Here is a 23,828-nt window from a genome sequence, read left to right on the forward strand (position 1 = left end):
ATGTGCCCCGATAACCGAGAGGGCGGAGAAAAATCTGCCCTCCTACGCGGTCAAAGTCTTGGGAGGATGCGATCTAGGCGCGGTTACTCGCTGCCGCCGGACACCGGAAAACAGATCGGACGCGTTTAAATTGCAAGGCCTCGTGCCTTGCATTTTTTTTGTGCAAATCATTTGGTTAGCACGCCAGATTACCAGATCACTTTACGCCACCTCAGCACAACGGGTTCGAAAACCCGCATCGGCTTCCTGCCCGGTTTGGTGCTCACATGAAGGATGGGACAGCCGTGCCCGGCGGTCTAGTTTTCAGGTTTCTGGCTGAAGTCCGGCACGATGTGCGGGATGTCGTCGATACCGAGGCCGAGCCCCCTCGTAACGCCATAGAAGATGCCAAGAAGAACCATCGTGACGATCGTCGTTCGTAGCGCCGCGCGCAGCATGTGCGGTCCGCGCGGCGCGCTGGGCACCGTGCCCAGCGTCACGTCCTCATCCTCGTCCTGCGTCCTTATGCTGAACGGCAGGATGGCGAACAGCACCACCCACCATGTGATGAAGAACAGGGCGAGGAACGAAACCCAGCTCATGCTTGCTCCAGTTCGACCAGCGTGCCGAAGAAATCCTTGGGATGCAGGAACAGCACAGGCTTGCCATGCGCGCCGGTCTTCGGATTGCCGTCGCCCAGGATACGGGCGCCGCTGGCCTTGAGGTGGTCGCGTGCGGCAAGAATGTCGTCGACCTCATAGCAGACATGATGCATGCCGCCCGAGGGATTCTTCTCGAGGAATGCCGCGATCGGCGAGCCCTCGCCGAGCGGCTCCAGCAATTCGATCTTGGTGTTGCCGACATCGACGAACACGACCGTCACGCCATGCTCCGGCAGCGCCTGCGGCGCGGTCACCCGAGCGCCGAGCGTATCGCGATAGGCCGCGGTCGCCGCGGCCAGATCCGGCACGGCAAGCGCGACATGGTTCAGGCGTCCGAGCATAGGGTGCTCCCGGGTTAGGGGAGTAGGGGAGTAAGGCAGTAGGGGAGTAGGGAAAACAGGATCGAGAAGTGCAGACCGTTTGCGCTCCTACTTCCTACTTCCCTACTCCCTTACTGCCCTACTCCCCTACTCCCTTGTTCTTCACCGCGTGACGAACACCGTCACCAGCGGTTTCTTGCCCCACGCTTCGTTGGCGGCGCCGCGCACGGCGCGGCGCACGGCCTCCTGCACGAGGTCGAGGTCTTTTCGGCGTTGACGGGGGATGGAGTCCACGGCGCCGATTGCCGCATCGATCATCAGGTCTTCCAGGCTCTCGCCGCGGGCATCGGCCTCGGCGACGCCGATAGCGACCAGATCGGGATCGCCGGCGAGCTCATATCTGTCGTCGAGCACGACATTGACCGCGACATGGCCGGCAAAGGACAGCTTGCGCCGATCGCGAATGCCCATCGCCTGGTCGGTGCCGATCAGCCTGCCGTCCTTGTAGATGCGGCCGAACGGCACCTGGTCGATGATCGTCGCCGCGCCTGGATAGAGTCGCAGCATGTCGCCGTCGCGCACCTGCGCCACCTGGCCGATGCCGGACACCGACATCAGCGAGCCCTGCGCCACCAGATGCGCCGCCTCGCCATGCACCGGCACGCCGATCTGCGGGCGCACCCATTCGTACATCTTGCGCAATTCGCTGCGGCGCGGATGGCCGGAGACATGCACCAGCGCGTCGCCGTCCTCGATGATCTTGATGCCGAGATCGATCAGGCGGTTCTTGATCTCGAGGATCCCCTTCTCGTTGCCGGGGATGGTGCGCGAGGAGAACACCACGGTGTCGCCCGATGTCAGCGACACCGATTTCATTTCGTCGCGCGACAGTTTCGCCAGTGCCGCAAGCGGCTCGCCCTGACTGCCGGTGCAGATGATGACGAGGTTTTCGCGCGGGATGAAACCAAAATCCTCCTCGGCGATGAATTCGGGCAGCCCGTCCATATAGCCGAGCTCATCAGCCACATCGATGACGCGCTTCAGCGAGCGGCCGAGCACTAGGCACTGGCGGCCGGCATCCCTTGCCGCCTTGGCAATGGAAACGATGCGCCCGACATTGGAGGAAAAGGTGGTGACGGCGACGCGGCCCTTGGCGCTCTGGATGACGCCCTTGAGGCCCTCGCCCACCGCCACTTCCGACGGTGAATCGCCTTCCCGCAGCGCATTGGTGGAATCGCAGATCAGCGCCAGCACACCCTTGTCGCCATAGGCCCGGAAACGCGCCTCGTCGGTCATCGGCCCGATCGTCGGCGCCGGATCGATCTTCCAGTCGCCGGTGTGGATGACCGTGCCGGCCGGCGTGGTGATCGCCAGCGACATCGGTTCGGGGATCGAATGCGCGACCGGGATAGCCTCGATCTCGAACGGGCCGACGCTGAATTTTTCGCCGGCGCGGTAGATCGTCAACGGGATCTTCGGTGCGCCCTGCTCGCCCTGGCGCTTGGCTTCCAGCAACCCGGCGCCGAACGGCGTCATCCAGACCGGCGCCTTGAGCTTCGGCCATGTGTCGAGCAGCGCGCCGTAGTGGTCCTCATGCGCGTGGGTGATGACGATGCCGCGCAGATTGGCGATGTTCTCCTCGATGAAGCGCGTGTCGGGCAGCACGAGGTCGACGCCGGGCAGGCTGGCATCGGGAAAGGTCACGCCGACATCGACGACAAGCCATTCGCGCGCATCCGTCGGCCCATAGCCGTAGAGGGCGAAGTTCATGCCGATCTCGCCGACGCCGCCGAGCGGCACGAAGACGAGTTCGGCGTTTTCCGCTTTCGCCATGATCTTTCCTTTCCTGGCCGGTCGGACCAAGCCCATCAAACCTGCGCCTGTCAAACCTTGGCCCGTCAAACCTGGGCCGACGCAACCGCCCCGAAATGCACGTCGCCGGCGGCGATCGTCAGAACCGAGCCCTGATCGTCGCGGATCACGAAACGGCAGTCCTCGTCAATGGTCTCGAACGTGCCGCGCACCACATTACCGTCAATTCTGACAGCAACTTGCCCACCAAGCCCCGCCGCCCGCGCCAGCCAGCGCCGCCTGACGGCGGAGAGCCCGCGCCCGTCATTCCACAACCGCGCATTCTCGCTCCAGGCATCCGACAGCGCCAGAAACAATGTCTCGGCGTCGCAAGCAGCACCCAGCGCCCTGAGCGATGTCGCGGGATAAGGCAAATCCTCAGGGTACGCCACAACATTGACGCCGATGCCGACTGCAACCGCGAAACGGTCCCCATCCAGAATCGCCGATTCCAGCAGGATGCCGGCAAGCTTGGCGCCGGAGGCAAGCACATCGTTGGGCCATTTCAGCTCGAAGCGGTTCTTCCCGTCGCTGCCGCCGTCGAGGCCGATTGCGATCCTGCCCTTCGGCACGATGGCGTCGAGCGCATCGGCCAGCGCCAGCCCGGCGACGAAGCCGAGCGTCGCGGCCAAGCGAAGCTCGGCATTGGTGACCACCAGCAGCGTCGCCGCCAGATTGCCCTCGGGCGTCGCCCAGGCCCGGCCGCGCCGGCCGCGCCCGCTTTCCTGTTTCTTTGAAACGACCCAGAGCTTGCCCGGATCCCCCGCCCGCGCATGGTCCAGCGCCAGCGCGTTGGTGGAACCGACGGTGTCATGTGCTTCGAGCCGGAACCCTTCCGACGCCGCCGTTGGAGCCAGCCGAAACGCCATCCCTCAGAAAAATGTCTTGGCGGCGGCTTCGGCATAGGTGCCGATCGGCCCGCCGATCAGCACGTAGAACAGCACGAAGGCACCACTGACGCCGAGCACGACACGAAGCTCGGTCGCCATCGGCACGAAGCCGCCGACCGGTTCGTCGAACCACATGATCTTGATGATGCGCAGGTAATAATAGGCGCCCACCACCGAGGCCAGCACGCCGATGATCGCCAGCGCGTAGAGGTTGGCGTTGATGGCGGCAAGGAACACGTACCATTTCCCCCAGAAGCCGGCGAGCGGTGGGATGCCGGCCAGCGAGAACATCAGGATGGTCAGGATCGTCGCCATGATCGGATTGGTCGACGACAGGCCGGCGAGATCGCCGATCTGTTCGACATTGCCTTCCTTGCGCCGCATGGCGAGGATGAAGGCGAAGGTGCCGAGCGTCATCACCAGATAGATCAGCATGTAGATGGCGACGCCACGCACGCCGGCCTGGCTGTTGGCGGCGAGGCCGACCAGCGCGTAGCCCATATGGCCGATGGAGGAATAGGCCATCAGCCGTTTGATGTTGGTCTGGCCGATGGCCGCGAAGGCGCCGAGCGCCATCGAGGCGATCGAGATGAAGACGATGATCTGCTGCCAGTCGGCGGCGATCGGCTTGAACGCGCCCATGGTGACGCGCACGATCAGCGCCATCGCTGCCATCTTCGGCGCCGCCGCGAGGAAGGCCGTCACGGGCGTCGGCGCGCCTTCATAGACGTCCGGCGTCCACATGTGGAACGGCACCGCCGATATCTTGAAGGCAAGGCCGGCCAGCACGAAGACCAGGCCGAAGACGAGGCCAAGCTGGCGCTCGCCGCCGCCCAGTGCCGTGGCGATCTCCTGGAACCCTGTATTGCCGGTGTAACCGTAGACGAGACTGATGCCGTAAAGCAGCATGCCCGACGACAGCGCCCCAAGGACGAAGTACTTGAGCCCCGCCTCGGTGGAGCGCAGATTGTCCCGGTTGATCGCCGCCAGCACGTAGATCGCCAGCGATTGCAATTCGAGGCCGAGATAAAGCCCGATCATACCGTTGGCCGAGATCATCAGCATCATGCCCAGTGTGCACAGCAGGATCAGAACCGGATACTCGAACTTGTCGAAATGCTCCGCCTTGGCGAAGCGCATCGACATGACCAGCGTCACCGCCGACCCGATCAGCGCCAGCACCTTCATGAAGCGGGCGAAGGGATCCTGGACGAAGGCTTCGCCGTAAGCGTTGCCCTGCCCGGTGGAAAAGATCGTCCAGACGCCTGCGATCACCAGGACGGCGACGGCAAGGCCGCTCACCGTGGCGGCGGTGTTGGCGCGCGAATAGGCACCGAGCATCAGGAGCGCCAGGGCGCCGATGGCGAGGATCAGTTCCGGTGTCGAGAGCGACAGGCTGGAGAGAAGGTCCGGCGTCATGGTTCGCAAACCCCCAATCAGTTCGCCGCCGCGGTCTGCGCGGTGTCGATGGATGCGGTGACATTGGTGACGAGCGCCTTGACCGATTCGGCCGTCGCGTCGAAGACCGGCGCCGGGTAGACGCCGAAGAAGATGACCAGCACAACCAGCGGATAGATGATCACCTTCTCGCGCGCCGACAGGTCGAGCAGGCCTTTCAGGCTGTCCTTGGTCAGCGCGCCGAAGATCACCCGGCGATAGAGCCAGAGCGCATAGGCCGCCGACAGGATGACGCCGGTGGCGGCGAAGAACGCCACCCAGGTGTTGACCCGGAACACGCCGAGCATGGTCAGGAACTCACCGACGAAGCCACTGGTGCCGGGCAGGCCGACATTGGCCATGGTGAAGATCATGAACACGGTGGCATATTTCGGCATGTTGTTGACCAGCCCGCCATAGGCGTCGATATCGCGCGTGTGCATGCGGTCGTAGATGACGCCGACGCAGAGGAACAGCGCGCCGGAGACCAGGCCGTGCGACAGCATCTGGAAGATCGCCCCCTGGACGCCTTCCTGGTTCATCGCGAAGATGCCCATGGTGACGAAGCCCATATGGGCGACCGACGAATAGGCGATCAGCTTCTTCATGTCCTCCTGCATCAGCGCCACCAGCGAGGTGTAGATGATGGCGACGACCGACAGCGCGAAGACCAGCGGCGCGAACATCTCCGAGGCGATCGGAAACATCGGCAGCGAGAAGCGCAGGAAGCCATATCCGCCCATCTTGAGCAGGATGGCGGCCAGGATCACCGAGCCGGCCGTCGGCGCCTCGACATGGGCGTCCGGCAGCCAGGTGTGCACCGGCCACATCGGCATCTTCACGGCGAAGGACGCGAAGAAGGCGAGCCAGAGCCAGGTCTGCATGCTGGCCGGGAAATTGTGCGTCAGCAGCGTCGGGATGTCGGTGGTGCCGGACTGGAAGAACATCGCCATGATGGCGAGCAGCATCAGCACCGAGCCGGCCAGCGTGTAGAGGAAGAACTTGAACGAGGCATAGACGCGCCGCTTGCCGCCCCACACACCGATGATGATGAACATCGGGATCAGGCCGGCTTCGAAGAAGACGTAGAACAAAACGATGTCGAGCGCGCAGAACACGCCGATCATCAGCGTCTCCAGCAACAGGAAGGCGATCATATAGGCCTTGACGCGCTTCTCGATCGATTCCCACGAAGCCAAGATGCAGAGCGGCATCAGGAAGGTGGTCAGGATGACGAACAGCATCGAGATGCCGTCGACACCCATATGGTAGGAGATGCCGGAATCCAGCCAGGCAAGCTTCTCGACGAACTGGAAGCCAGGCTCCGAATTGTCGAATCCGGTCCAGATGAAAAGCGAAATCACGAAGGTGAACGTCGTCGTCAACAGCGCGATGGCGCGGATGTTGCGGCGCGCATTTTCGCTGTCGTCACGGACGAACAGGACGAGCAGCACACCAACCAGCGGCAGGAAGGTGACCAGCGAGAGGATCGGCCAGGCGGTCATCAGAGCATCATCCAGGTGACGAGTGCGGCAACGCCGATCAGCATGGCGAAGGCGTAGTGGTAGAGATAGCCGGTCTGCAGCTTGACGACCCGGTTGGTGACGTCGACGACGCGCGCCGAAACGCCGTCCGGACCGAGCCCGTCGATGACGGTGCCGTCGCCGGTCTTCCACAGGAAGTGGCCGAGGCGTTTTGCCGGCCGCACGAACAGGAAGTCGTAGAGCTCGTCGAAATACCACTTGTTGAGCAGGAAGGCGTAGAGCCCGCGATGCTGCGCCGCGAGGTTCTTCGGCATTTCCGGCGCGCGGATGTAGAATTGCCAGGCAATCGCAAAGCCGATCAGCATGGCGATGAACGGCGCCAGTTTCACCCACAACGGCACTTCGTGGATGTCGTGCAGGATATGGTTTTCCGGCAGCGTGAACAGCGACGCCTTCCAGAACTCGGCATAGCCCTCGCCGATGAAGGCGCCGTGGAAGATCACGCCGGCGAACAGCGCGCCCGCCGCCAGGATGAACAGCGGCACCAGCATGACCGGCGGCGATTCATGGACATGGTGCATCACCTCGTGACTCGCCCGCGGCTGACCGTGGAAGGTCATGAAGATCAGCCGCCAGGAATAGAAGCTGGTGAAGCAGGCGGCGACGACCAGCAGCACGAAGGCAAGGCCGGCGACCGGATTGTGCGCGGCAAAGGCGCTTTCGATGATCGCGTCTTTGGAGAAGAAGCCAGCGGTGCCGATAACCGTCACCGGGATGCCGACGCCGGTCAGCGCCAGCGTGCCGATCACCATCATCCAGTAGGTCTTCGGAATGAGCGTCCTGAGGCCACCCATCTTGCGCATGTCCTGTTCGTCGGAGACAGCGTGGATCACCGAGCCCGAGCCGAGGAACAGCAGCGCCTTGAAGAAGGCATGCGTGAACAGATGGAAGATCGCCGCGCCATAGGCGCCGACGCCGAGCGCGACGAACATGTAGCCGAGCTGCGAGCAGGTCGAATAGGCGATGACGCGCTTGATGTCGTTCTGCACGAGGCCGACGGTCGCCGCGAAGAAGGCGGTAAAGGCGCCGATGAAGGTGACCACGATCAGCGCCGAGTGCGACAGTTCGAACAGCGGCGACAGCCGCGCCAGCATGAACACGCCGGCGGTCACCATGGTGGCGGCATGGATGAGCGCCGAGACCGGCGTCGGGCCTTCCATGGCGTCCGGCAGCCAGGTGTGCAGCGGCACCTGGGCCGACTTGCCCATGGCGCCCATGAACAAAAGCAGGCAGATGACGGTCATCGCAGCCTGCTTGTCGAGCGCATAGCCGAGAAAGGTCAGTACGGCAGCACCCTGCGGTGCGCCTTCGGCCGGGATGAACGTCGCCGCATTGGCGAAGATGGTGCCGAGATTGACCGAGCCGAACAGCACGAACACACCGAAGATGCCGAGCGCGAAGCCGAAATCACCGATGCGGTTGACGACGAAGGCCTTGATCGCGGCGGCGTTGGCGGACGGCTTCTTGTACCAGAAGCCGATCAGCAAATAGGAGGCGAGACCGACACCTTCCCAGCCGAAGAACATCTGCACGAGGTTGTCGGCCGTCACCAGCATCAGCATGGCGAAGGTGAAGAGCGACAGATAGGCAAAGAAGCGCGGCCGGTTCGGGTCGTGGTGCATGTAGCCGATCGAGTAGATATGGACCAGCGCCGACACCGTGTTGACGACAACCAGCATCACCACCGTCAGCGTGTCGATCCTGAGCGCCCATGCGGCCTCTAACCCGCCCGACTGGATCCAGCGCATCACCGGCACGGTGAACACTTCGCCTTCGCCGAAACCGACGACGAAGAAGGCGACCCACGACAGCACGGCTGATACCACCACGAAGCCGGAGGTGATGTATTCGGACGCCTTGGCGCCGAGCGACGTGCCGAACAGGCCGACGATCAGGAAGCCGAGCAGAGGAAGGAAGACGATGGCCTGATACATGGTGGTTTCCGTCAACCCTTCATCATGTTCACGTCTTCGACCGCGATCGAACCGCGGTTGCGGAAGAAGACGACGAGAATGGCGAGGCCGATCGCCGCTTCAGCCGCCGCGACCGTCAACACGAACAGCGCGAACACCTGACCGACGAGATCGCCGAGTGCTGCCGAGAAGGCAACGAAATTGATGTTGACCGCGAGCAGGATCAACTCGATCGACATCAGGATGACGATGATGTTCCTGCGGTTGAGGAAAATGCCGAACACGCCGAGCGTGAACAGGATCGCCGATACGGTGAGATAGTGCGCGATGCCGACGGTCATCTCAGATTCCTTCGCCCGTCTTGACCTTGCGGATTTCCATTCCCGTTGCCGGCGTGCGGCCGACCTGGGCTGCGATCGACTGCCGCTTGATGCCCGGCTTGTGGCGCAGCGTCAGCACGATGGCGCCGATCATGGCGACCAGCAGCACAAGGCCTGCAATCTGGAAATAGTAGAGGTAGTCCGTATAGAGGATGTCGCCGAGCGCTGCCGTGTTCGAGCGCGCGACAAGGTCCTGAATGGGTTTCGAAACGGTCGCGGCCAGCTGCGGCGCGAACGTATAGCCGCCGAGCACGACGATCAGCTCAGCCGCCAGGATCAGCCCAACCAGCGCGCCGATCGGCGCGTATTGCAGGGCGCCTTCCTTCATTTCGGCGAAATCGACGTCGAGCATCATGACGACGAACAGGAACAGCACCATGACCGCGCCGACATAGACGACGAGCAGGATCATCGCCAGGAACTCGGCGCCGGTGAGCATGAACAGGCCTGCGGCGTTGAAGAAGGTCAGGATCAGGAACAGCACGGAATGCACGGGATTGCGCGCCGAAATGACCATGAACGCCGACGCCACCGCGATAAAGGCGAAGAGGTAGAAAAAGGCCGCCTCTAATCCATTCAGCATGGGTTCCCCCGGGTTTCCTGTCCGAGCACGACACTCGCGCGCTGCTCGATGTTTGCCACCGCCTCCGGTCGGCAAGTTTCGTGTTCCTATCGCATGTTCGGATCGGGTTGAAAGACCCGATCGAAAGAAACATGCGACACTTTCAATTCCGGAGGATGATCTTGTCCGAAAGTCTGCAACTTTTCGGGATCATCCTCTAAAACGAGGCCCCTCGCCCGTCCATGCGTCAAATGTCAGCGGTATGGCGCATCCAGCGAGATGTTGCGCGCCAGTTCGCGCTCCCAGCGGTCGCCATTGGCCAGTAGCTTGTCCTTGTCGTAATAAAGTTCCTCGCGCGTCTCGGTCGCGAATTCGAAATTCGGTCCCTCGACGATGGCGTCGACCGGGCAGGCCTCCTGGCAGAAGCCGCAATAGATGCACTTCACCATGTCGATGTCGTAGCGCACGGTGCGACGCGTGCCGTCGTTGCGGCGCGGGCCGGCCTCGATGGTGATGGCCTGCGCCGGGCAGATCGCCTCGCACAATTTGCAGGCGATGCAACGTTCCTCGCCGTTCGGATAGCGGCGCAGCGCATGCTCGCCGCGGAAGCGCGGGCTGGTCGGCCCCTTCTCATGCGGATAGTTGATCGTCTCCTTCGGCGCGAAGAACTGGCGCATCGACAGGAAGAATGCGCTGACGAAGTCCTGCAGGAGCAGCGACTTTGCGGCTTGGGACAGAGCGGACATCACGCAAACCCCGTGATCTTGAGGAACGCGGCGACAATCACCACCATCGCCAGCGAGATCGGCAGGAAGACCTTCCAGCCGAGCCGCATCAGCTGGTCATAGCGGTAGCGCGGCACGAAGGCCTTCACCATGGAAATCATGAAGAACACCAGGCAGACCTTGAGCACAAACCAGATCAGACCCGGCACCCAGGTGAAGGGAGCGAAGTCGAAGGGCGGCAGCCAGCCGCCGAGGAACAGGATGCTGGCCAGCGCGCACATCAGCACGATGGCGACATATTCGCCGAGGAAGAACAGCAGGAACGGTGTCGACGAGTACTCGACCATATGGCCGGCGACGAGTTCCGATTCGGCCTCCACAAGGTCGAAAGGCGGCCGGTTCGTCTCGGCCAGCGCCGAGATGAAGAAGATGACGAACATCGGGAACAGCGACAGCCAGTGCCAGTCGAGGAAGGTGTTGGGCAGGCCGACCCGCGTGCCCAGCCCGTCCTGCTGCGACAGCACGATGTCGGACAGGTTGAGCGAGCCGACGCAAAGCAGCACGGTGACGATGACAAAGCCGATCGAGACTTCGTAGGATACCATTTGCGCCGCCGAGCGCAGCGCGCCGAGGAACGGGTATTTCGAATTGGACGCCCAGCCGCCCATGATCACGCCATAGACCTCGAGCGAGGAGATGGCGAAGACATAGAGGATGCCGACGTTGATGTTGGCGATCGCCCAGCCCTCATTGACCGGAATGACCGCCCAGGCCGAGATCGCCAGTACCGCCGAGACCAAAGGCGCCAGCAGAAAAACGCCCTTGTTGGCGCCGGACGGAATCACCGGTTCCTTGAACACGAACTTCAGAAGATCGGCGAAAGCCTGCAGCGTGCCCCAGGGGCCGACGACGTTCGGGCCGCGGCGCAACTGCACCGCCGCCCAGATCTTGCGGTCGGCATACAGGATGTAGGCGACGAAGATCAACAGCACGACGATCAGCACGACCGACTTCAACAGGATGATCAGCGCCGGCAGCACGTAGAAGGAGAAGAAGGTGTCCATGCTTATTCCGCCGCCTGCCTGAAGCCGTTTTTCGCCAGCGCCGAGCATTCCGCCATCACGGCGGAAGCCCGCGCGATCGGGTTGGTCAGGTAGAAATCCTTGACCGGCGAGGTAAAGCTGCCCTTGTTCAGCCGCCCGCCAAGCGTCGCCACCTTGGCGATATCTCCGGCATTGCCGGCCGCGACCTGGTCGATGCGGGCGAGATGCGGGTATTCCGCATAGAGTTTTGCGCGAAGCTGCGGCAGCGAATCGAACGGCAGCTTGTTGCCCAGCACATCCGACAGCGCCCGCAGGATCGCCCAGTCCTCGCGCGCATCGCCTGGCGCGAAGCCGGCACGGTTGGTCTGCTGCACGCGGCCCTCGGTGTTGACGTAGGTGCCCGACTTTTCGGTATAGGCGGCGCCCGGCAGGATGACGTTGGCGCGATGCGCGCCCTGGTCGCCATGCGTGCCGATATAGACGACGAAGGCGCCGCCGGTCTTGGCCATGTCGATCTCGTCGGCGCCGAGCAGGAACAGCACGTCCATGTCGCCCAGCATGCCGGCGACGTTCTTGCCGCCCTCGCCCGGCACGAAGCCGACATCGAGACCGCCGACGCGCCCCGCAGCCGTGTGCAGCACGGCAAACCCGTTCCAGTCGGCCCTCGCGGCATTGACGGCGGTGGCGAGCTTCGCCGCCTGGCCAAGCACGGCCGCGCCATCTGAACGTGCCAGGGCCCCTTGGCCGACGATGATGAGCGGATGCGTCGCCTTCTTCAGCACCTGGAAGAACTTGCCATTGCCGTCGGCCAGATCCTTTAGCGATTCCGGTCCGACGCCGAGTTGCTCATAGTCGTAGCGCGTGTCGCCGACATCGCCGATGACGCCGACCGGCAGATTGCCGACCCGCCAGCGCTTGCGGATGCGGGCGTTGAGCAAGGACGCCTCGAAGCGCGGATTGGCGCCGATGATCAGCACCGCGTCGGCCTGCTCGATGCCCTCGATGGTCGGGTTGAAGATATAGCTTGCCCGGCCGAGCGACGGATCGAGTGCCGCGCCGTCCTGGCGGCAGTCGGTGTTCTTAGAGCCGAGCGAGGCCATCAGCAGCTTCAGCGCATAGATCTCTTCGACCGCCGCGAGATCGCCGGCTATGGCGCCGATCTTGTCGGGTGTGGCGTTCGACACCGCCTCCTTGATCGCGGAGAAGGCCTCGGCCCAGCTTGCCGGGGCCAGCTTGCCGTTCTTGCGTACGTATGGCCGGTCGAGGCGCTGGGTGCGCAAGCCGTCCCAGATGAAGCGGGTCTTGTCGGAAATCCACTCCTCGTTCACCGCCTCGTTGGTACGCGGCAGGATGCGCATCACCTCGCGGCCCCTGGAATCGACGCGGATCGCCGAGCCGACGGCATCCATCACGTCGATGGATTCGGTCTTGGTCAGCTCCCATGGCCGCGCCTGGAAGGCGTAGGGTTTGGAGGTCAGCGCACCGACCGGGCAAAGGTCGATGACGTTGCCCTGCAATTCCGAGGTCATCGCGCTTTCGAGATAGGTGGTGATCTCGGCGTCCTCGCCTCGGCCGATAAGGCCGAGCTCGGAAATGCCGGCGATTTCAGTGGTGAAGCGAACGCAGCGCGTGCAGTGGATGCAGCGGTTCATGATCGTCTTGACCAGCGGCCCGATATACTTGTCTTCGACCGCCCGCTTGTTCTCGTGATAGCGCGAGGAATCGACACCGAAGGCCATCGCCTGGTCCTGCAGGTCGCACTCGCCGCCCTGGTCGCAGATCGGGCAATCCAGCGGATGGTTGATCAGCAGGAATTCCATCACGCCTTCCCTGGCCTTCTTGACCATCGGCGTGTTGGTGAAGATTTCCGGCGTTTCGCCGTTCGGGCCGGGGCGCAGATCGCGCACGCCCATGGCGCAGGATGCCTGCGGCTTGGGCGGCCCGCCCTTCACCTCGATCAGGCACATGCGGCAATTGCCGGCGATCGACAACCGCTCATGGAAGCAGAAGCGTGGCACTTCCGCGCCAGCGTCCTCCGCTGCCTGCAGCAGCGTGTAGTGGTCGGGTACAGTGATCTCTTTCCCGTCGACCTTGAGCTTTGCCATCAATTGCCCCCGGCGGTCTTCGCCGTCTCATATGCCTGAAGCAGGTCGCCAAGGCTGATGCCGTTGATCATCATGCCGGCGACTTGCGCGTTTTCTATCTTCACGTTGCTCATGTTCACATTGGTGAAATACGCGTTCGAAAGATTGGCGTCTTCCACCTTGGCGTTCGCCAGATTGGCGCGGTGGATCTTGGCCACCGACAGGTTCACGTTGTGAAACTCGCTGTTCGACATGTTCACGTCATCGAAGCTCGAATTGCTGACGATGGCGTTGCGCACGTCGAGAACATCGCGCCTGTCGTGGACCTCCATCTCGTTCCCTATCTCTTGGTCTTGGCGGCCAGCGCCGCCGCCTGGCCAAGCCAGTCGTCGCGATCGATGCGGCCCTTGAACGACAGATAATCATCGACCCAGGCGATTTCTTCCGGCGTCCATGCCGCGATCTGGCCGAACGTCCAGATGCCCAAGCCGTTCAGTACCTTTTCCAGCTTCGGCCCAATGCCCGATATCGCCTTGAGGTCGGCCGGATTTGCCGGTCGGCCCATGGCCTTGGGCTGCTTGAAATCCTCGGGCATCAACCCGGCCGGCTCGGCAGCCGCATCCACATCCGCCACGCTCCGTGCGTCATCCCTGCTGTTCGCCGCTATGTCATTCACGTCATTGGCGAAGGACTGCGCCTCGGCGATCAAGGTTTTCGTCGCCGCGCGCGCCTTGGTTGAGGAGCTTGTCCTTGTTTCCGAAAAGCGTTCGGCCCTGGCCTCGAAATCGTCGACGATCGGCTGGAAAAGCCGCTGCGAGGCCTCCACGGCGCCCGAGAGCGCACCCATCCACACGCCGAAGGCGTGGTTGGCAAGCCCGATGCCGAGCGCCGACATCGCTGCCGCACCCGCGACAGGGTGCGCCAGGAGATTGACGGCGCTCGCCATCTCCTTCGGCATCATCCTGGTCAGATCCTGGTTCATCTTCTCGAACGGGTCCAAATCTGGCATCAAATGATCGGGTCTCGAATTCAGCGACATAGGTGATCTCCTGGTCGTTTCTTCCGTTTGCCCCGAGCCTGTTTCCTCAAATCGGGCATTCGCCCGTATTTCAAATCGGGCATTCGCCCGTATTTCGAATTCTTGTCTATTCCGCCGCCACCATCACCGGCTCTGCCCGGTGCGCGTTGCGCGAAAACTCGTCGATACGCCGCTCCACCTCGCCGCGGAAATGCCGCATCAGGCCCTGGATCGGCCACGCCGCCGCATCGCCCAGCGCGCAGATCGTGTGGCCCTCGACCTGTTTGGTCACGTCGAGCAGCATGTCGATCTCGCGCTTTTGCGCCTCGCCGCGCACCAGCCGCTCCATCACCCGCCACATCCAGCCGGTGCCTTCGCGGCACGGCGTGCACTGGCCGCAGCTCTCGTGCTTGTAGAAGTAGGAAAGCCGGGCGATCGCCTTCACGATATCGGTCGATTTGTCCATGACGATGACAGCCGCCGTACCGAGGCCCGATTTCAGGTCGCGCAGCGCATCGAAATCCATCGGCGCGTCGATGATCTGCTCCGCCGGCACCAGAGGCACCGAAGCGCCGCCCGGAATGACCGCCAGGAGATTGTCCCAACCGCCGCGGATGCCGCCGCAATGCGTCTCGATCAGTTCGCGGAACGGGATCGACATCGCCTCTTCGACGGTGCACGGGTTGTTGACGTGGCCGGAGATGCAAAACAGCTTGGTGCCGACATTGTTGGGCCGGCCGAAGGACGAGAACCAGGCCGCGCCGCGGCGCAGGATGGTCGGCGCCACGGCGATCGACTCGACATTGTTGACCGTCGTCGGGCAGCCATAGAGGCCGACATTGGCCGGGAATGGCGGCTTCAGCCGCGGTTGGCCCTTCTTGCCCTCGAGGCTTTCGAGCAGCGCCGTTTCCTCGCCGCAGATATAGGCGCCGGCGCCATGGTGCATGTAGATGTCGAAATCGTAGCCAGACGTGTTGTTCTTGCCGATCAGCTTGGCCTCGTAGGCCTCGTCGATGGCGCGCTGCAGCGCCTCGCGCTCGCGGATGAACTCGCCACGCACATAGATGTAGGCGGCAACCGCGCCCATGGCGAAGCCGGCGATCAGGCAGCCCTCGACCAGCGTGTGCGGGTCATGGCGCAATATGTCGCGGTCCTTACAGGTGCCGGGCTCGGATTCGTCGGCATTGACGACGAGATAGCTCGGACGGCCATCGCTCTGCTTGGGCATGAACGACCATTTCAGCCCGGTCGGGAAGCCGGCGCCGCCGCGTCCGCGCAAGCCCGATGCCTTCATCTCGTTGACGATCCAGTCGCGTCCCTTGGCGATGATGCCTGGCGTGTTGTCCCAGGCGCCGCGCGCTATCGCGCCGGCCAGCGACTTGTCGAAGCGGCCGTAGATGTTGTTGAAGATACGGTCTCTGTCCTGAAGCATTGTTCGTTCCTCAGACCGGCTTCTTGCCGAAGACCCGGATGTACTCGGCGATCCCGCCCTTGGCGAGCGCCTTGGCCTGCTTGACCCAGTCTTCGCGCTCGATGCGGCCGTGGAAGCTGAGATAGCCGTCGACCCATTCGCGCTCGGCCTTCTTCCAGGACGCGACTTGCGCGTAAGTGAAGATGCCTAGCGAATGCAGGATGCCTTCGATCTTCGGACCGACGCCCGAGATCAGCTTGAGATCGTCGACCAGCGCCGGCTTGGCGATGCCGGCCGGGCGGTTCTTGTCCTCGAGCGAGGGCTTGGCAGGCTTGGCATTGGTCGTCTTGGCGGCGGCCGTCTGGCCGGCAGCACCGAGCTGTGCACCCTTGGCTTCCGGCGCCTTGAAAGCAGCCGCTGGCTCAGCCTTGGTCTTGGGACCACTGCGCTGTTTCGAGACCTTTTCGACCTCCGGCGCGGCCTTGTTGGCGTTGGCGGCCGAATGCCGCGGTGCGGCGACGCTCGCCGCCTTTTCCGTAGCCGGCGCCACCTTGACCGGCGAAGGCGACTTCAGCGCCGGGCTTGTTTCGGGCGCATCCGTCTTCGGCTTGCTGGCTTTCGATGGCGCAACGGGGCCAGCCGGTGCCTGTGCGGCCGGGGCGACTATTGCATCCGGCGCTGCCTGGGCGGCCTTGGTCGCCGCCTTGGCTTCCCTGTCGCGGGTCGTCTTCAGGATTGCCTTTTCGCTCTTCAGCGTCGTCAGACCGGTGATCGGCTCGGACGTGATGCGGCCATTCTGCGGCCCCGGCGTCACCGAGGCGCCCTTGCCGGCATCATAGAGGTCGATGATCTCGGCCAGCCGCTCCGGCGTCAGATCCTCGAACGTGTCCTTGAAAATCATCACCATCGGCGCGTTGACGCAAGCGCCGAGGCACTCGACCTCTTCCCAAGACAGGGTGCCCTTGTCGTTGGTGTGGAACTGGTCGTGATGGATCTTCGAGCGACACACGTCCATCAGCGCTTCCGAGCCGCGCAGCATGCAGGGCGTGGTGCCGCAGACCTGGATATGCGCGCGGGTACCGACGGGGTTCAACTGGTACTGCGTATAGAAGGTCGCGACTTCGAGCCCACGGATATAGGGCATGCCGAGCATGTCGGAGATCGTCTCGATCGCCGCCTTGGTCACCCAGCCTTCCTGCTCCTGCGCCAGCATCAGCAAGGGGATGATCGCCGACTGCTCGCGGCCCTTCGGATACTTCTTGATCCATTGCTTCGCCGCTGCCGCATTCGGCCGGTTGAAGGCGAAGGAGGCTGGCTGGAGGCTGGCTTCTGCGAGACGGCGGACTGACATTTATCGATCGACCTCACCAAACACGATGTCGAGGGAGCCGAGAACGGCGGTGACGTCGGCAAGCATGTGGCCGCGACACAGGAAATCCATGGCTTGCAGATGCGCGAAGCCGGGCGCGCGCAGTTTGCAGCGGTAGGGCTTGTTGGTGCCGTCCGAGACGAGATAGACACCGAACTCGCCCTTCGGCGCTTCGACCGCCGCATAGACCTCGCCCGCCGGCACGCGGTAGCCTTCGGTGTAGAGCTTGAAGTGATGGATCAACGCTTCCATCGAACGCTTCATCGCGGCGCGCTTCGGCGGCACCACCTTGCCGTCGAGGTTCGACACCGGCCCGCTGCCTTCCTTGCCGAGCAGCAGGTCGACGCACTGGCGCATGATCTTGGCCGACTGGCGCATCTCTTCCATGCGCACGAGATAACGGTCGTAGCAGTCGCCGTTCTTGCCGACCGGAATGTCGAAATCCATCTCGGCATAGCATTCGTAGGGCTGCGACTTGCGCAGGTCCCAGGCGACGCCCGAACCACGCACCATGACGCCCGAAAAGCCCCAGGCCCAGGCATCGGCCAGCGAGACGGTGCCGATGTCGACGTTGCGTTGCTTGAAGATGCGATTGCCGGTGAGCAGTGCGTCGAGGTCGTCGATCGATTTCAGGAACGGGTCGATCCATTTGCCGATGTCCTCGACCAGCTTCTGCGGCAGGTCCTGGTGGACGCCGCCGGGCCGGAAATAGGCGGCATGCATGCGCGAGCCGCTGGCCCGCTCATAGAATACCATCAGCTTTTCGCGCTCGACGAAGCCCCAGAGCGGCGGCGTCAGCGCGCCGACATCCATCGCCTGCGTCGTCACATTGAGGATGTGCGACATGATGCGGCCGATTTCGCAATAGAGCACCCGGATCAGCTGGCCGCGTTTCGGCACCTCGATGCCGAGCAGGCGCTCGGCGGCAAGCGCGAAGGCATGCTCCTGGTTCATCGGCGCGCAATAGTCGAGCCGGTCGAGATAAGGCACCGCCTGCAGATAGGTTTTGGCTTCGATCAGCTTTTCCGTGCCGCGATGCAACAGCCCGATATGCGGATCGACGCGATCGACGACTTCGCCATCGAGCTCCAGCACGAGGCGTAAAACGCCATGCGCCGCAGGATGTTGCGGGCCGAAATTGATGTTGAAGTTGCGAACGGAAGTTTCGGCCATTTACTGCTTTGCCTTCTCATCCCCCGGAAGCACGTAATCCGTACCTTCCCACGGAGACAGAAAATCGAAATTGCGGAATTCCTGCTTCAACTCCACCGGCTCGTAGATGACGCGCTTGGCTTCGTCGTCGTAGCGCACCTCGACGAAGCCGGTCAGCGGAAAGTCCTTGCGCAGCGGATGACCCTCGAAGCCGTAATCAGTCAGAATCCGCCGCAGATCGGGATGGCCCGAAAACAGCACGCCATAGAGATCGTAGGTTTCGCGTTCGAACCAGTCGGCGCCGGGATAGACGCCGGTGATCGACGGCACCACCGTCTCCTCGTCGGCCTGGACCTTGATGCGGATGCGAATATTCTGCTTCGGCGACAGCAGATGATAGACGACGTCGAAGCGCTTGGGCCGCGACGGATAATCGGCGCCGCAGACGTCGATGATCGAGATGAACTGGCAGTTTTTATCATCGCGCAGGAAGGTCACCACCTCGATCAGATCGTGCGGCTCGACAGAGATGGTGAGTTCGCCATAGGCAAACACCGCATCGCCGATCCGGCCGCTCAGCTCCTCGCCGAGATAGGTCGAGAGTTCATTCAACGACAGCTTGATCATCCCGCTCACCGCTCGATCGTGCCGGTGCGGCGGATCTTCTTTTGCAACAGAAGGATGCCGTAGAGCAGCGCTTCCGCACTTGGCGGACAACCGGGCACATAGATGTCGACCGGCACGACGCGGTCGCAGCCGCGCACCACCGAATAGGAATAGTGGTAGTAGCCGCCGCCATTGGCGCAGGAGCCCATCGAGATGACGTAGCGCGGCTCCGGCATCTGGTCGTAGACCTTGCGCAGCGCCGGCGCCATCTTGTTGGTCAGCGTGCCGGCGACGATCATGATGTCGGACTGGCGCGGAGACGCGCGAGGCGCAACACCGAACCGCTCCGAGTCGTAGCGCGGCATCGAGGTGTGGATCATCTCGACGGCGCAGCACGCCAGACCAAACGTCATGAACATCAGCGAGCCGCTGCGCGCCCAGGTGATCAGCGCCTCGGTCGAGGTGACGAGAAAACCCTTGTCGGCAAGCTCGTTGTTGATTTCGAGGAAGAAGGGATCATTCGCCCCCACCGGCTTTCCGGTGCTGGGGTCGAGAATGCCCTTTGGCTTCGGCGCGACGAGCGTGCCGGAATTGTCGCTCAATCCCATTCCAGCGCTCCTTTCTTCCATTCATAGGCAAAGCCGATGGTCAGCACCGCCAGGAACACCATCATCGACCAGAAACCGAGCATGCCGATCTCGCTGAAAGACACCGCCCACGGAAACAGGAAGGCCACTTCCAGATCGAAGATGATGAACAGGATCGACACCAGGTAAAAGCGGATGTCGAACTTCATGCGGGCGTCGTCGAACGAGTTGAAGCCGCATTCATAGGCGGAAAGCTTTTCCGGATCGGGATTGCGGTAGGCCACCAGGAACGGTGCGGCAAGCAGCGCCAGGCCGACCACCAGCGCCACGCCGATGAACAGGACGATGGGCAGGTACGAACTCAACAATGCGTTCATGCTGCAGCTTTCCGTTGGCGGCCAATCCACTCTGATTACAGCACCGGACCCACTTGCGGAAGCGTGACAGTTTAACCACTGAACCGTTTTAGGGGGCTCTATGCTGCAACGCGGCGAGGGTTAGCGCAGCGCTTTCGGCGAAGCAAGTCAAACCTTGTTCAAAACACGGTGCTGGACGGCATATCCGGATAAACTGGTCCGATCCGCTCCTGTTTGATTTCCTTCACTTTTTACTCCACTTTTCTCTCCTGACATAGATGCCGCCAAAACCCTGCTAGCATGGCGCGGAATCATCGCTCCCACCTTTGGTGGAACGCCAACAGAGTGCCGCCTGCATGAAGGAAAAAATCTCGCTCGCCATGGCCCGGCGCACCGCGCTTGCCGCACAGGGGTTTGCCGATCCTCGCCCTAACAGCACGCCTGATCGCCGCCATCTGGCCCGTGTGCTTGGCCGGACCGGCCTGCTGCAGATCGATTCCGTCAGCGCGGTGGTGCGTGCCCACTATATGCCGCTCTATTCGCGGCTTGGCCCCTACCCGCTGGCGCTGCTCGACAACGCCGCCGTAACGCGAAAGCGCAAGGTCTTCGAATACTGGGCGCATGAAGCGTCCTTTCTGCCGGTCGAAACCTATCCGCTGATGCGCTGGCGCATGGAACGGGCCGAGCGCGGCGAGGAAATGTATAACGGGCTGGCCAAGTGGGGCCACGAACGCGCCGCCTACATCGAAGACATCTATCGCGAGGTCGTTGATCGCGGCCCGATCGCCGCATCCGCCCTCGAAGGCCAGAAAGGCTCGGGCGGCTGGTGGAGCTGGAGCGACGCCAAGCACGCTTTCGAATGGCTGTTCTGGGCTGGCCGCATCACCACGGCGTCACGTCGTGGCTTCGAGCGGCTTTACGATCTGCCCGAGCGCGTGCTGCCGCCGGCGATACTTGCCCTGCCGGTACCCTCCCCTGAGGACGCGCACCGCGAATTGCTGCGCATCTCCGCCCGCGCCCACGGCGTCGCGACAACGGGCGACCTGCGCGACTACTTTCGCCTTTCGCCCGCCGACATCAAGGGCCGCATCGAGGAACTGGTTGAAACGGGCGACCTCTTGCCGGTGCGCGTCGAAGGCTGGGACAAGCCTGCCTTTCTTCACAAGGACGCCCGTTTTCCGCGCAAGATCGAGGCGCGTGCGCTGCTCGCCCCGTTCGATCCGGTTGTCTTCGAACGGTCGCGCGCGGAAAGACTATTCGACTTCCGCTATCGCATCGAGATCTACACCCCCGCCGAAAAACGCCAGTACGGCTATTACGTGCTGCCGTTCCTGCTCGGCGAAAGGATCGTCGCGCGCATCGACCTCAAGGCCGACCGCCCCGCCAGCGTGCTGCGCGTCCATGCCGCCTATGCCGAGCCCGGCGCCCCGCAGCAAACCGCAGCCGAACTGTTCGAGGAGTTGAAACTGATGCAGAGTTGGCTCGGGCTCGAACGAATCGAGGTGACACCGGTCGGAGACCTGGGTTCGGCGCTGGCCGACATCACGGCGTCGTAACCATGCGTTGACACGCCTGCCTCCACAAGCCTAAATCCGGTTCAGACGGTCTCCTCTCGGCAAAGGGAGGAGCCAAGAGGGAATGCGGTGCGAAATCTCGATTTCAAATCCGCGGCTGTCCCCGCAACTGTAAGCGACGAGCCAAGGCCGAAAACCACTGGGACGGTCCCGGGAAGGCGGCACCAAGGCGATGACCCGCGAGCCAGGAGACCTGCCGTCTAGGACATAAGAATCCGATCGCCTGGCGGGTTTTCCGGGCAAGGAGCCTGATTTGGAACGCGACAGCAGTTTTTCGGCTGAGACAGCGGGCGTATCGTCCGGCGATAGGGATGCCTTGGCCGGCGTCACCGTGATCGTCTGCGCCTCCTGCCGCAATGAGACCGGCTCCGACAGCCATCCCCGCGCCGGCGAACTGCTCGCCGAAGACACGCGCCGCGCCGCTTCCGGCGAAAATGTTCGTATCCGCAGCGTCGAATGCCTCGGCAACTGCAAGCGCCGGCTCAGCGCCGCGATTTTGCGCGACGGCTGCTGGAGCTATGTCTTCGGCGACCTGACTGCGACCAGCGGGGCGGACCTCGTTACCGGGGCAAAGCTCTTCGCCACCTCGACGGACGGCCTCATTCCATGGCGCGGTCGTCCCGACTCCCTGAAGCGCGGCCTCGTTGCCCGCATCCCTCCCCTCGACCTTGTGAAGGACCTGACATGACCGCATCTGTTTCGCGTGTTCCCTGCACCGTCGTCACCGGCTTCCTCGGCGCCGGCAAGACGACGCTGATCCGCCATCTGCTCGAAAACGCCGGGGGCAAGCGTCTGGCCATCATCGTCAACGAGTTCGGCGACGTCGGCATCGACGGCGAGATCCTCAGGGGCTGCGGCATCGACACCTGTCCCGAGGAAAACATCGTCGAGCTGGCCAACGGCTGCATCTGCTGCACCGTTGCCGACGATTTTGTCCCGGCACTGGACCAGATCCTGTCGCTGTCGCCGAAGGTCGACCATATCCTGATCGAAACCTCCGGCCTCGCTTTGCCCAAGCCGCTGGTCCAGGCCTTTCAGTGGCCGTCGGTGAAAAGCCGGGTGACGGTCGATGGCGTCATCGCCGTGGTCGACGGACCGGCGCTGGCTGACGGCCGCGTCGCCAACGACATGGATGCCCTGCAAGCGCAGCGGGCGCAGGACGAAACGCTCGATCATGACGATCCGGTCGAGGAGGTGTTCGAGGATCAGCTCGCCTGCGCCGACCTGATCATCTTGTCGAAGAGCGACCTGATGGACGCTGCCGGCTCGGCTCGCGCCAATACCATCATCGGCGAGCATGTCGCCCGCGCGGTCAAGATCGTGCCGACCTCGCAAGGCAAGGTCGATCCGTCGGTGCTGCTCGGCCTCGGCCTTGCCGTCGAGGACGATATCGAGAACCGCAAGACCCACCACGACGACGAGCTCGACCACGAGCATGACGATTTCGACTCGTTCGTCATCGATATTCCGTCGATCGCCAATCCCGATGAGCTGGCTTTGCGCGTCGCCACTGCGGCGGAGGAAGAAAACGTGCTGCGCGTCAAGGGCTTCGTCGAAGTCGGCGGCAAGCCGATGCGGCTCTTGCTGCAGGCTGTCGGCCCGCGCGTCAATCACTACTACGACCGCGCCTGGACCGCTGGCGACGACCGCCGCTCGCGCCTCGTCGTCATCGGCTTGAAAGGGCTGAACCGCCCGGCGATCGAGCGTATTCTCGCCGGCTGACCTAGAGCACGAGCCGCGATGCACATCCTCACCACCACATCCGCCTCGCTCGACGATCTCGCCGAGCCGGTCGATCTCAGGCAGACGCCTGCGGATGTCGTGGCGCTGTCTTTCACCGACAGTGACCTGGCAGGGCTGGCGGCGGCATGGAAAGCGGACGCGGATCGCCTGCCGTCTATGCGGTTGGCGGCCTTGCGCGATCTGCGCCATCCGATGTCGGTCGACCTCTGGATCGACAGTGTCGCCAGGCACGCCAAGGTCATTCTGGTTCGCATCCTCGGCGGTTACGACTGGTGGCGCTACGGCTGCGATCAGCTCGCCTCGACCGCACGCGCACGCGGCATAAAGCTGGCGCTTTTGCCCGGCGAATGCCGCGACGAGGATCTGCGGCTGATCGAAGGCTCGACGCTGCCGCGCCAGGAGCTCGATGGCCTGCTCGACTATTTCCGCGAAGGCGGCCCGGCAAATATGAAGGCGCTGGTGCAGAGGCTGGCGCGGCTGGCGGGTTCGGAAGCCGCAACTGTCGCGCCGGTTGTCGTGCCGAAGGCGGGTTTTTATGAGCCGGGGCGCGGAGTTATTGAGGTTGGCGATCCGTCCCACCCCCCTCTGTCCTGCCGGACATCTCCCCCGCAAGGGGGGAGAT

Annotated in this window: 23 protein-coding genes, 1 pseudogene and 1 riboswitch; of the genes and pseudogenes, 4 read left to right on the forward strand and 20 right to left on the reverse strand. The window is 63.1% G+C overall.

Going from position 1 to position 23,828, the window contains the following annotated elements:
* Positions 1-296: 296 nt before the first annotated feature.
* From E5X88_RS01750 to E5X88_RS01845, 20 genes are all read right to left on the reverse strand, one after another.
* Positions 297-581, reverse strand: a complete 285-nt coding sequence (locus E5X88_RS01750; RefSeq protein ID WP_292157564.1) for a DUF1467 family protein — start codon at positions 579-581, stop codon at positions 297-299.
* Positions 578-982, reverse strand: coding sequence for a methylmalonyl-CoA epimerase (gene mce, locus E5X88_RS01755; RefSeq protein ID WP_292157566.1), 405 nt, complete (start codon positions 980-982; stop codon positions 578-580). Before mce ends, E5X88_RS01750 begins: the two co-directional genes overlap by 4 nt.
* Positions 983-1,123: 141 nt before the next feature.
* Positions 1,124-2,794 carry a ribonuclease J gene (locus E5X88_RS01760; protein ID WP_292157568.1) on the reverse strand — a complete coding sequence of 557 codons (1,671 nt, stop codon included), beginning with the start codon at positions 2,792-2,794 and terminating at the stop codon, positions 1,124-1,126.
* Positions 2,795-2,859: 65 nt separating this feature from the next.
* Positions 2,860-3,681 (reverse strand): biotin--[acetyl-CoA-carboxylase] ligase, encoded by an 822-nt coding sequence (locus E5X88_RS01765; protein ID WP_292157570.1) that lies wholly within the window; start codon positions 3,679-3,681, stop codon positions 2,860-2,862.
* A 3-nt stretch (positions 3,682-3,684) separates the two neighbouring features.
* Complete coding sequence (gene nuoN / locus E5X88_RS01770) at positions 3,685-5,121, reverse strand: NADH-quinone oxidoreductase subunit NuoN (protein ID WP_292157571.1); 1,437 nt, start codon at positions 5,119-5,121, stop codon at positions 3,685-3,687.
* Positions 5,122-5,138: 17 nt separating this feature from the next.
* Complete coding sequence (locus tag E5X88_RS01775) at positions 5,139-6,644, reverse strand: NADH-quinone oxidoreductase subunit M (RefSeq protein ID WP_292157574.1); 1,506 nt, start codon at positions 6,642-6,644, stop codon at positions 5,139-5,141.
* Complete coding sequence (nuoL, locus tag E5X88_RS01780) at positions 6,644-8,617, reverse strand: NADH-quinone oxidoreductase subunit L (RefSeq protein WP_292157575.1); 1,974 nt, start codon at positions 8,615-8,617, stop codon at positions 6,644-6,646. The genes E5X88_RS01775 and nuoL overlap by 1 nt, the downstream gene beginning before the upstream one ends.
* Positions 8,618-8,628: 11 nt before the next feature.
* The gene (gene nuoK, locus E5X88_RS01785; protein WP_006335669.1) at positions 8,629-8,937 is read right to left on the reverse strand and encodes an NADH-quinone oxidoreductase subunit NuoK; all 309 of its coding nucleotides are present in this window, start codon (positions 8,935-8,937) and stop codon (positions 8,629-8,631) included.
* A 1-nt stretch (position 8,938) separates the two neighbouring features.
* Positions 8,939-9,559, reverse strand: a complete 621-nt coding sequence (locus tag E5X88_RS01790; RefSeq protein ID WP_292157579.1) for an NADH-quinone oxidoreductase subunit J — start codon at positions 9,557-9,559, stop codon at positions 8,939-8,941.
* Positions 9,560-9,792: 233 nt separating this feature from the next.
* Positions 9,793-10,284 carry an NADH-quinone oxidoreductase subunit NuoI gene (gene nuoI, locus E5X88_RS01795; RefSeq protein ID WP_027046992.1) on the reverse strand — a complete coding sequence of 164 codons (492 nt, stop codon included), beginning with the start codon at positions 10,282-10,284 and terminating at the stop codon, positions 9,793-9,795.
* Positions 10,284-11,327 carry an NADH-quinone oxidoreductase subunit NuoH gene (gene nuoH / locus E5X88_RS01800; protein WP_292157583.1) on the reverse strand — a complete coding sequence of 348 codons (1,044 nt, stop codon included), beginning with the start codon at positions 11,325-11,327 and terminating at the stop codon, positions 10,284-10,286. Before nuoH ends, nuoI begins: the two co-directional genes overlap by 1 nt.
* Before the next feature lie 2 nt (positions 11,328-11,329).
* On the reverse strand, positions 11,330-13,411 hold the full coding sequence (nuoG, locus tag E5X88_RS01805) for an NADH-quinone oxidoreductase subunit NuoG (protein ID WP_292157585.1): 2,082 nt from the start codon (positions 13,409-13,411) through the stop codon (positions 11,330-11,332).
* Entirely contained in the window at positions 13,411-13,722 is a 312-nt protein-coding gene (locus E5X88_RS01810) for a pentapeptide repeat-containing protein (protein WP_292157587.1), read from the reverse strand. Before E5X88_RS01810 ends, nuoG begins: the two co-directional genes overlap by 1 nt.
* 8 nt (positions 13,723-13,730) lie before the next feature.
* Positions 13,731-14,429: an NADH-ubiquinone dehydrogenase gene (locus E5X88_RS01815; protein WP_292157589.1), complete on the reverse strand. Its 699-nt coding sequence runs from the start codon at positions 14,427-14,429 to the stop codon at positions 13,731-13,733.
* 106 nt (positions 14,430-14,535) lie between these two features.
* Positions 14,536-15,840, reverse strand: a complete 1,305-nt coding sequence (gene nuoF, locus E5X88_RS01820) for an NADH-quinone oxidoreductase subunit NuoF (RefSeq protein WP_292157591.1) — start codon at positions 15,838-15,840, stop codon at positions 14,536-14,538.
* Positions 15,841-15,850: 10 nt separating this feature from the next.
* Complete coding sequence (locus tag E5X88_RS01825; protein ID WP_292157593.1) at positions 15,851-17,170, reverse strand: NADH-quinone oxidoreductase subunit E; 1,320 nt, start codon at positions 17,168-17,170, stop codon at positions 15,851-15,853.
* A complete protein-coding gene (locus E5X88_RS01830) occupies positions 17,171-18,361 on the reverse strand; it encodes an NADH-quinone oxidoreductase subunit D (protein ID WP_292157595.1) in 1,191 nt (396 codons plus the stop codon).
* Entirely contained in the window at positions 18,362-18,964 is a 603-nt protein-coding gene (locus E5X88_RS01835; RefSeq protein ID WP_292157658.1) for an NADH-quinone oxidoreductase subunit C, read from the reverse strand. It abuts the gene before it with no gap.
* Positions 18,965-18,972: 8 nt separating this feature from the next.
* Positions 18,973-19,554 (reverse strand): NADH-quinone oxidoreductase subunit B family protein, encoded by a 582-nt coding sequence (locus E5X88_RS01840; RefSeq protein ID WP_027156092.1) that lies wholly within the window; start codon positions 19,552-19,554, stop codon positions 18,973-18,975.
* Positions 19,545-19,910 (reverse strand): NADH-quinone oxidoreductase subunit A, encoded by a 366-nt coding sequence (locus E5X88_RS01845; RefSeq protein ID WP_292157599.1) that lies wholly within the window; start codon positions 19,908-19,910, stop codon positions 19,545-19,547. The genes E5X88_RS01840 and E5X88_RS01845 overlap by 10 nt, the downstream gene beginning before the upstream one ends.
* A 335-nt stretch (positions 19,911-20,245) precedes the next feature.
* On the opposite strand from E5X88_RS01845, the gene E5X88_RS01850 reads away from it, so the two are divergent.
* The 4 genes and pseudogenes from E5X88_RS01850 to E5X88_RS01865 all read left to right on the forward strand — a co-directional run.
* On the forward strand, positions 20,246-21,445 hold the full coding sequence (locus E5X88_RS01850; RefSeq protein WP_292157601.1) for a winged helix-turn-helix domain-containing protein: 1,200 nt from the start codon (positions 20,246-20,248) through the stop codon (positions 21,443-21,445).
* Positions 21,446-21,474: 29 nt separating this feature from the next.
* A riboswitch (cobalamin riboswitch) is annotated at positions 21,475-21,679 on the forward strand.
* Between the two features lie 37 nt (positions 21,680-21,716).
* Complete coding sequence (locus E5X88_RS01855; protein WP_292157603.1) at positions 21,717-22,151, forward strand: DUF1636 family protein; 435 nt, start codon at positions 21,717-21,719, stop codon at positions 22,149-22,151.
* On the forward strand, positions 22,148-23,185 hold the full coding sequence (gene cobW, locus E5X88_RS01860; RefSeq protein ID WP_292157605.1) for a cobalamin biosynthesis protein CobW: 1,038 nt from the start codon (positions 22,148-22,150) through the stop codon (positions 23,183-23,185). Before E5X88_RS01855 ends, cobW begins: the two co-directional genes overlap by 4 nt.
* Positions 23,186-23,203: 18 nt before the next feature.
* Positions 23,204-23,828 (forward strand): annotated as a pseudogene (locus E5X88_RS01865) (cobaltochelatase subunit CobN); the annotation flags it as partial.

Origin of the sequence: Mesorhizobium sp. (assembly GCF_004962245.1) — a bacterium.
In the GTDB taxonomy this organism is placed as follows: Bacteria; Pseudomonadota; Alphaproteobacteria; order Rhizobiales; family Rhizobiaceae; genus Mesorhizobium.

Excerpts from the sequence above, each read along its gene's own strand:
- mce (WP_292157566.1), bottom strand. The coding sequence starts at position 982 with ATGCTCGGACGCCTGAACCATGTCGCGCTTGCCGTGCCGGATCTGGCC.
- E5X88_RS01775 (WP_292157574.1), bottom strand. The coding sequence starts at position 6,644 with ATGACCGCCTGGCCGATCCTCTCGCTGGTCACCTTCCTGCCGCTGGTT.
- E5X88_RS01765 (WP_292157570.1), bottom strand. The coding sequence starts at position 3,681 with ATGGCGTTTCGGCTGGCTCCAACGGCGGCGTCGGAAGGGTTCCGGCTC.
- E5X88_RS01830 (WP_292157595.1), bottom strand. The coding sequence starts at position 18,361 with ATGGCCGAAACTTCCGTTCGCAACTTCAACATCAATTTCGGCCCGCAA.
- cobW (WP_292157605.1), top strand. The coding sequence starts at position 22,148 with ATGACCGCATCTGTTTCGCGTGTTCCCTGCACCGTCGTCACCGGCTTC.
- nuoN (WP_292157571.1), bottom strand. The coding sequence starts at position 5,121 with ATGACGCCGGACCTTCTCTCCAGCCTGTCGCTCTCGACACCGGAACTG.
- nuoF (WP_292157591.1), bottom strand. The coding sequence starts at position 15,840 with ATGCTTCAGGACAGAGACCGTATCTTCAACAACATCTACGGCCGCTTC.
- E5X88_RS01790 (WP_292157579.1), bottom strand. The coding sequence starts at position 9,559 with ATGCTGAATGGATTAGAGGCGGCCTTTTTCTACCTCTTCGCCTTTATC.
- E5X88_RS01840 (WP_027156092.1), bottom strand. The coding sequence starts at position 19,554 with ATGGGATTGAGCGACAATTCCGGCACGCTCGTCGCGCCGAAGCCAAAG.
- E5X88_RS01810 (WP_292157587.1), bottom strand. The coding sequence starts at position 13,722 with ATGGAGGTCCACGACAGGCGCGATGTTCTCGACGTGCGCAACGCCATC.
- E5X88_RS01825 (WP_292157593.1), bottom strand. The coding sequence starts at position 17,170 with ATGTCAGTCCGCCGTCTCGCAGAAGCCAGCCTCCAGCCAGCCTCCTTC.
- E5X88_RS01760 (WP_292157568.1), bottom strand. The coding sequence starts at position 2,794 with ATGGCGAAAGCGGAAAACGCCGAACTCGTCTTCGTGCCGCTCGGCGGC.
- nuoK (WP_006335669.1), bottom strand. The coding sequence starts at position 8,937 with ATGACCGTCGGCATCGCGCACTATCTCACCGTATCGGCGATCCTGTTC.
- nuoH (WP_292157583.1), bottom strand. The coding sequence starts at position 11,327 with ATGGACACCTTCTTCTCCTTCTACGTGCTGCCGGCGCTGATCATCCTG.
- E5X88_RS01750 (WP_292157564.1), bottom strand. The coding sequence starts at position 581 with ATGAGCTGGGTTTCGTTCCTCGCCCTGTTCTTCATCACATGGTGGGTG.
- nuoG (WP_292157585.1), bottom strand. The coding sequence starts at position 13,411 with ATGGCAAAGCTCAAGGTCGACGGGAAAGAGATCACTGTACCCGACCAC.
- nuoI (WP_027046992.1), bottom strand. The coding sequence starts at position 10,284 with ATGTCCGCTCTGTCCCAAGCCGCAAAGTCGCTGCTCCTGCAGGACTTC.
- E5X88_RS01845 (WP_292157599.1), bottom strand. The coding sequence starts at position 19,910 with ATGAACGCATTGTTGAGTTCGTACCTGCCCATCGTCCTGTTCATCGGC.
- E5X88_RS01815 (WP_292157589.1), bottom strand. The coding sequence starts at position 14,429 with ATGTCGCTGAATTCGAGACCCGATCATTTGATGCCAGATTTGGACCCG.
- E5X88_RS01850 (WP_292157601.1), top strand. The coding sequence starts at position 20,246 with ATGAAGGAAAAAATCTCGCTCGCCATGGCCCGGCGCACCGCGCTTGCC.
- nuoL (WP_292157575.1), bottom strand. The coding sequence starts at position 8,617 with ATGTATCAGGCCATCGTCTTCCTTCCTCTGCTCGGCTTCCTGATCGTC.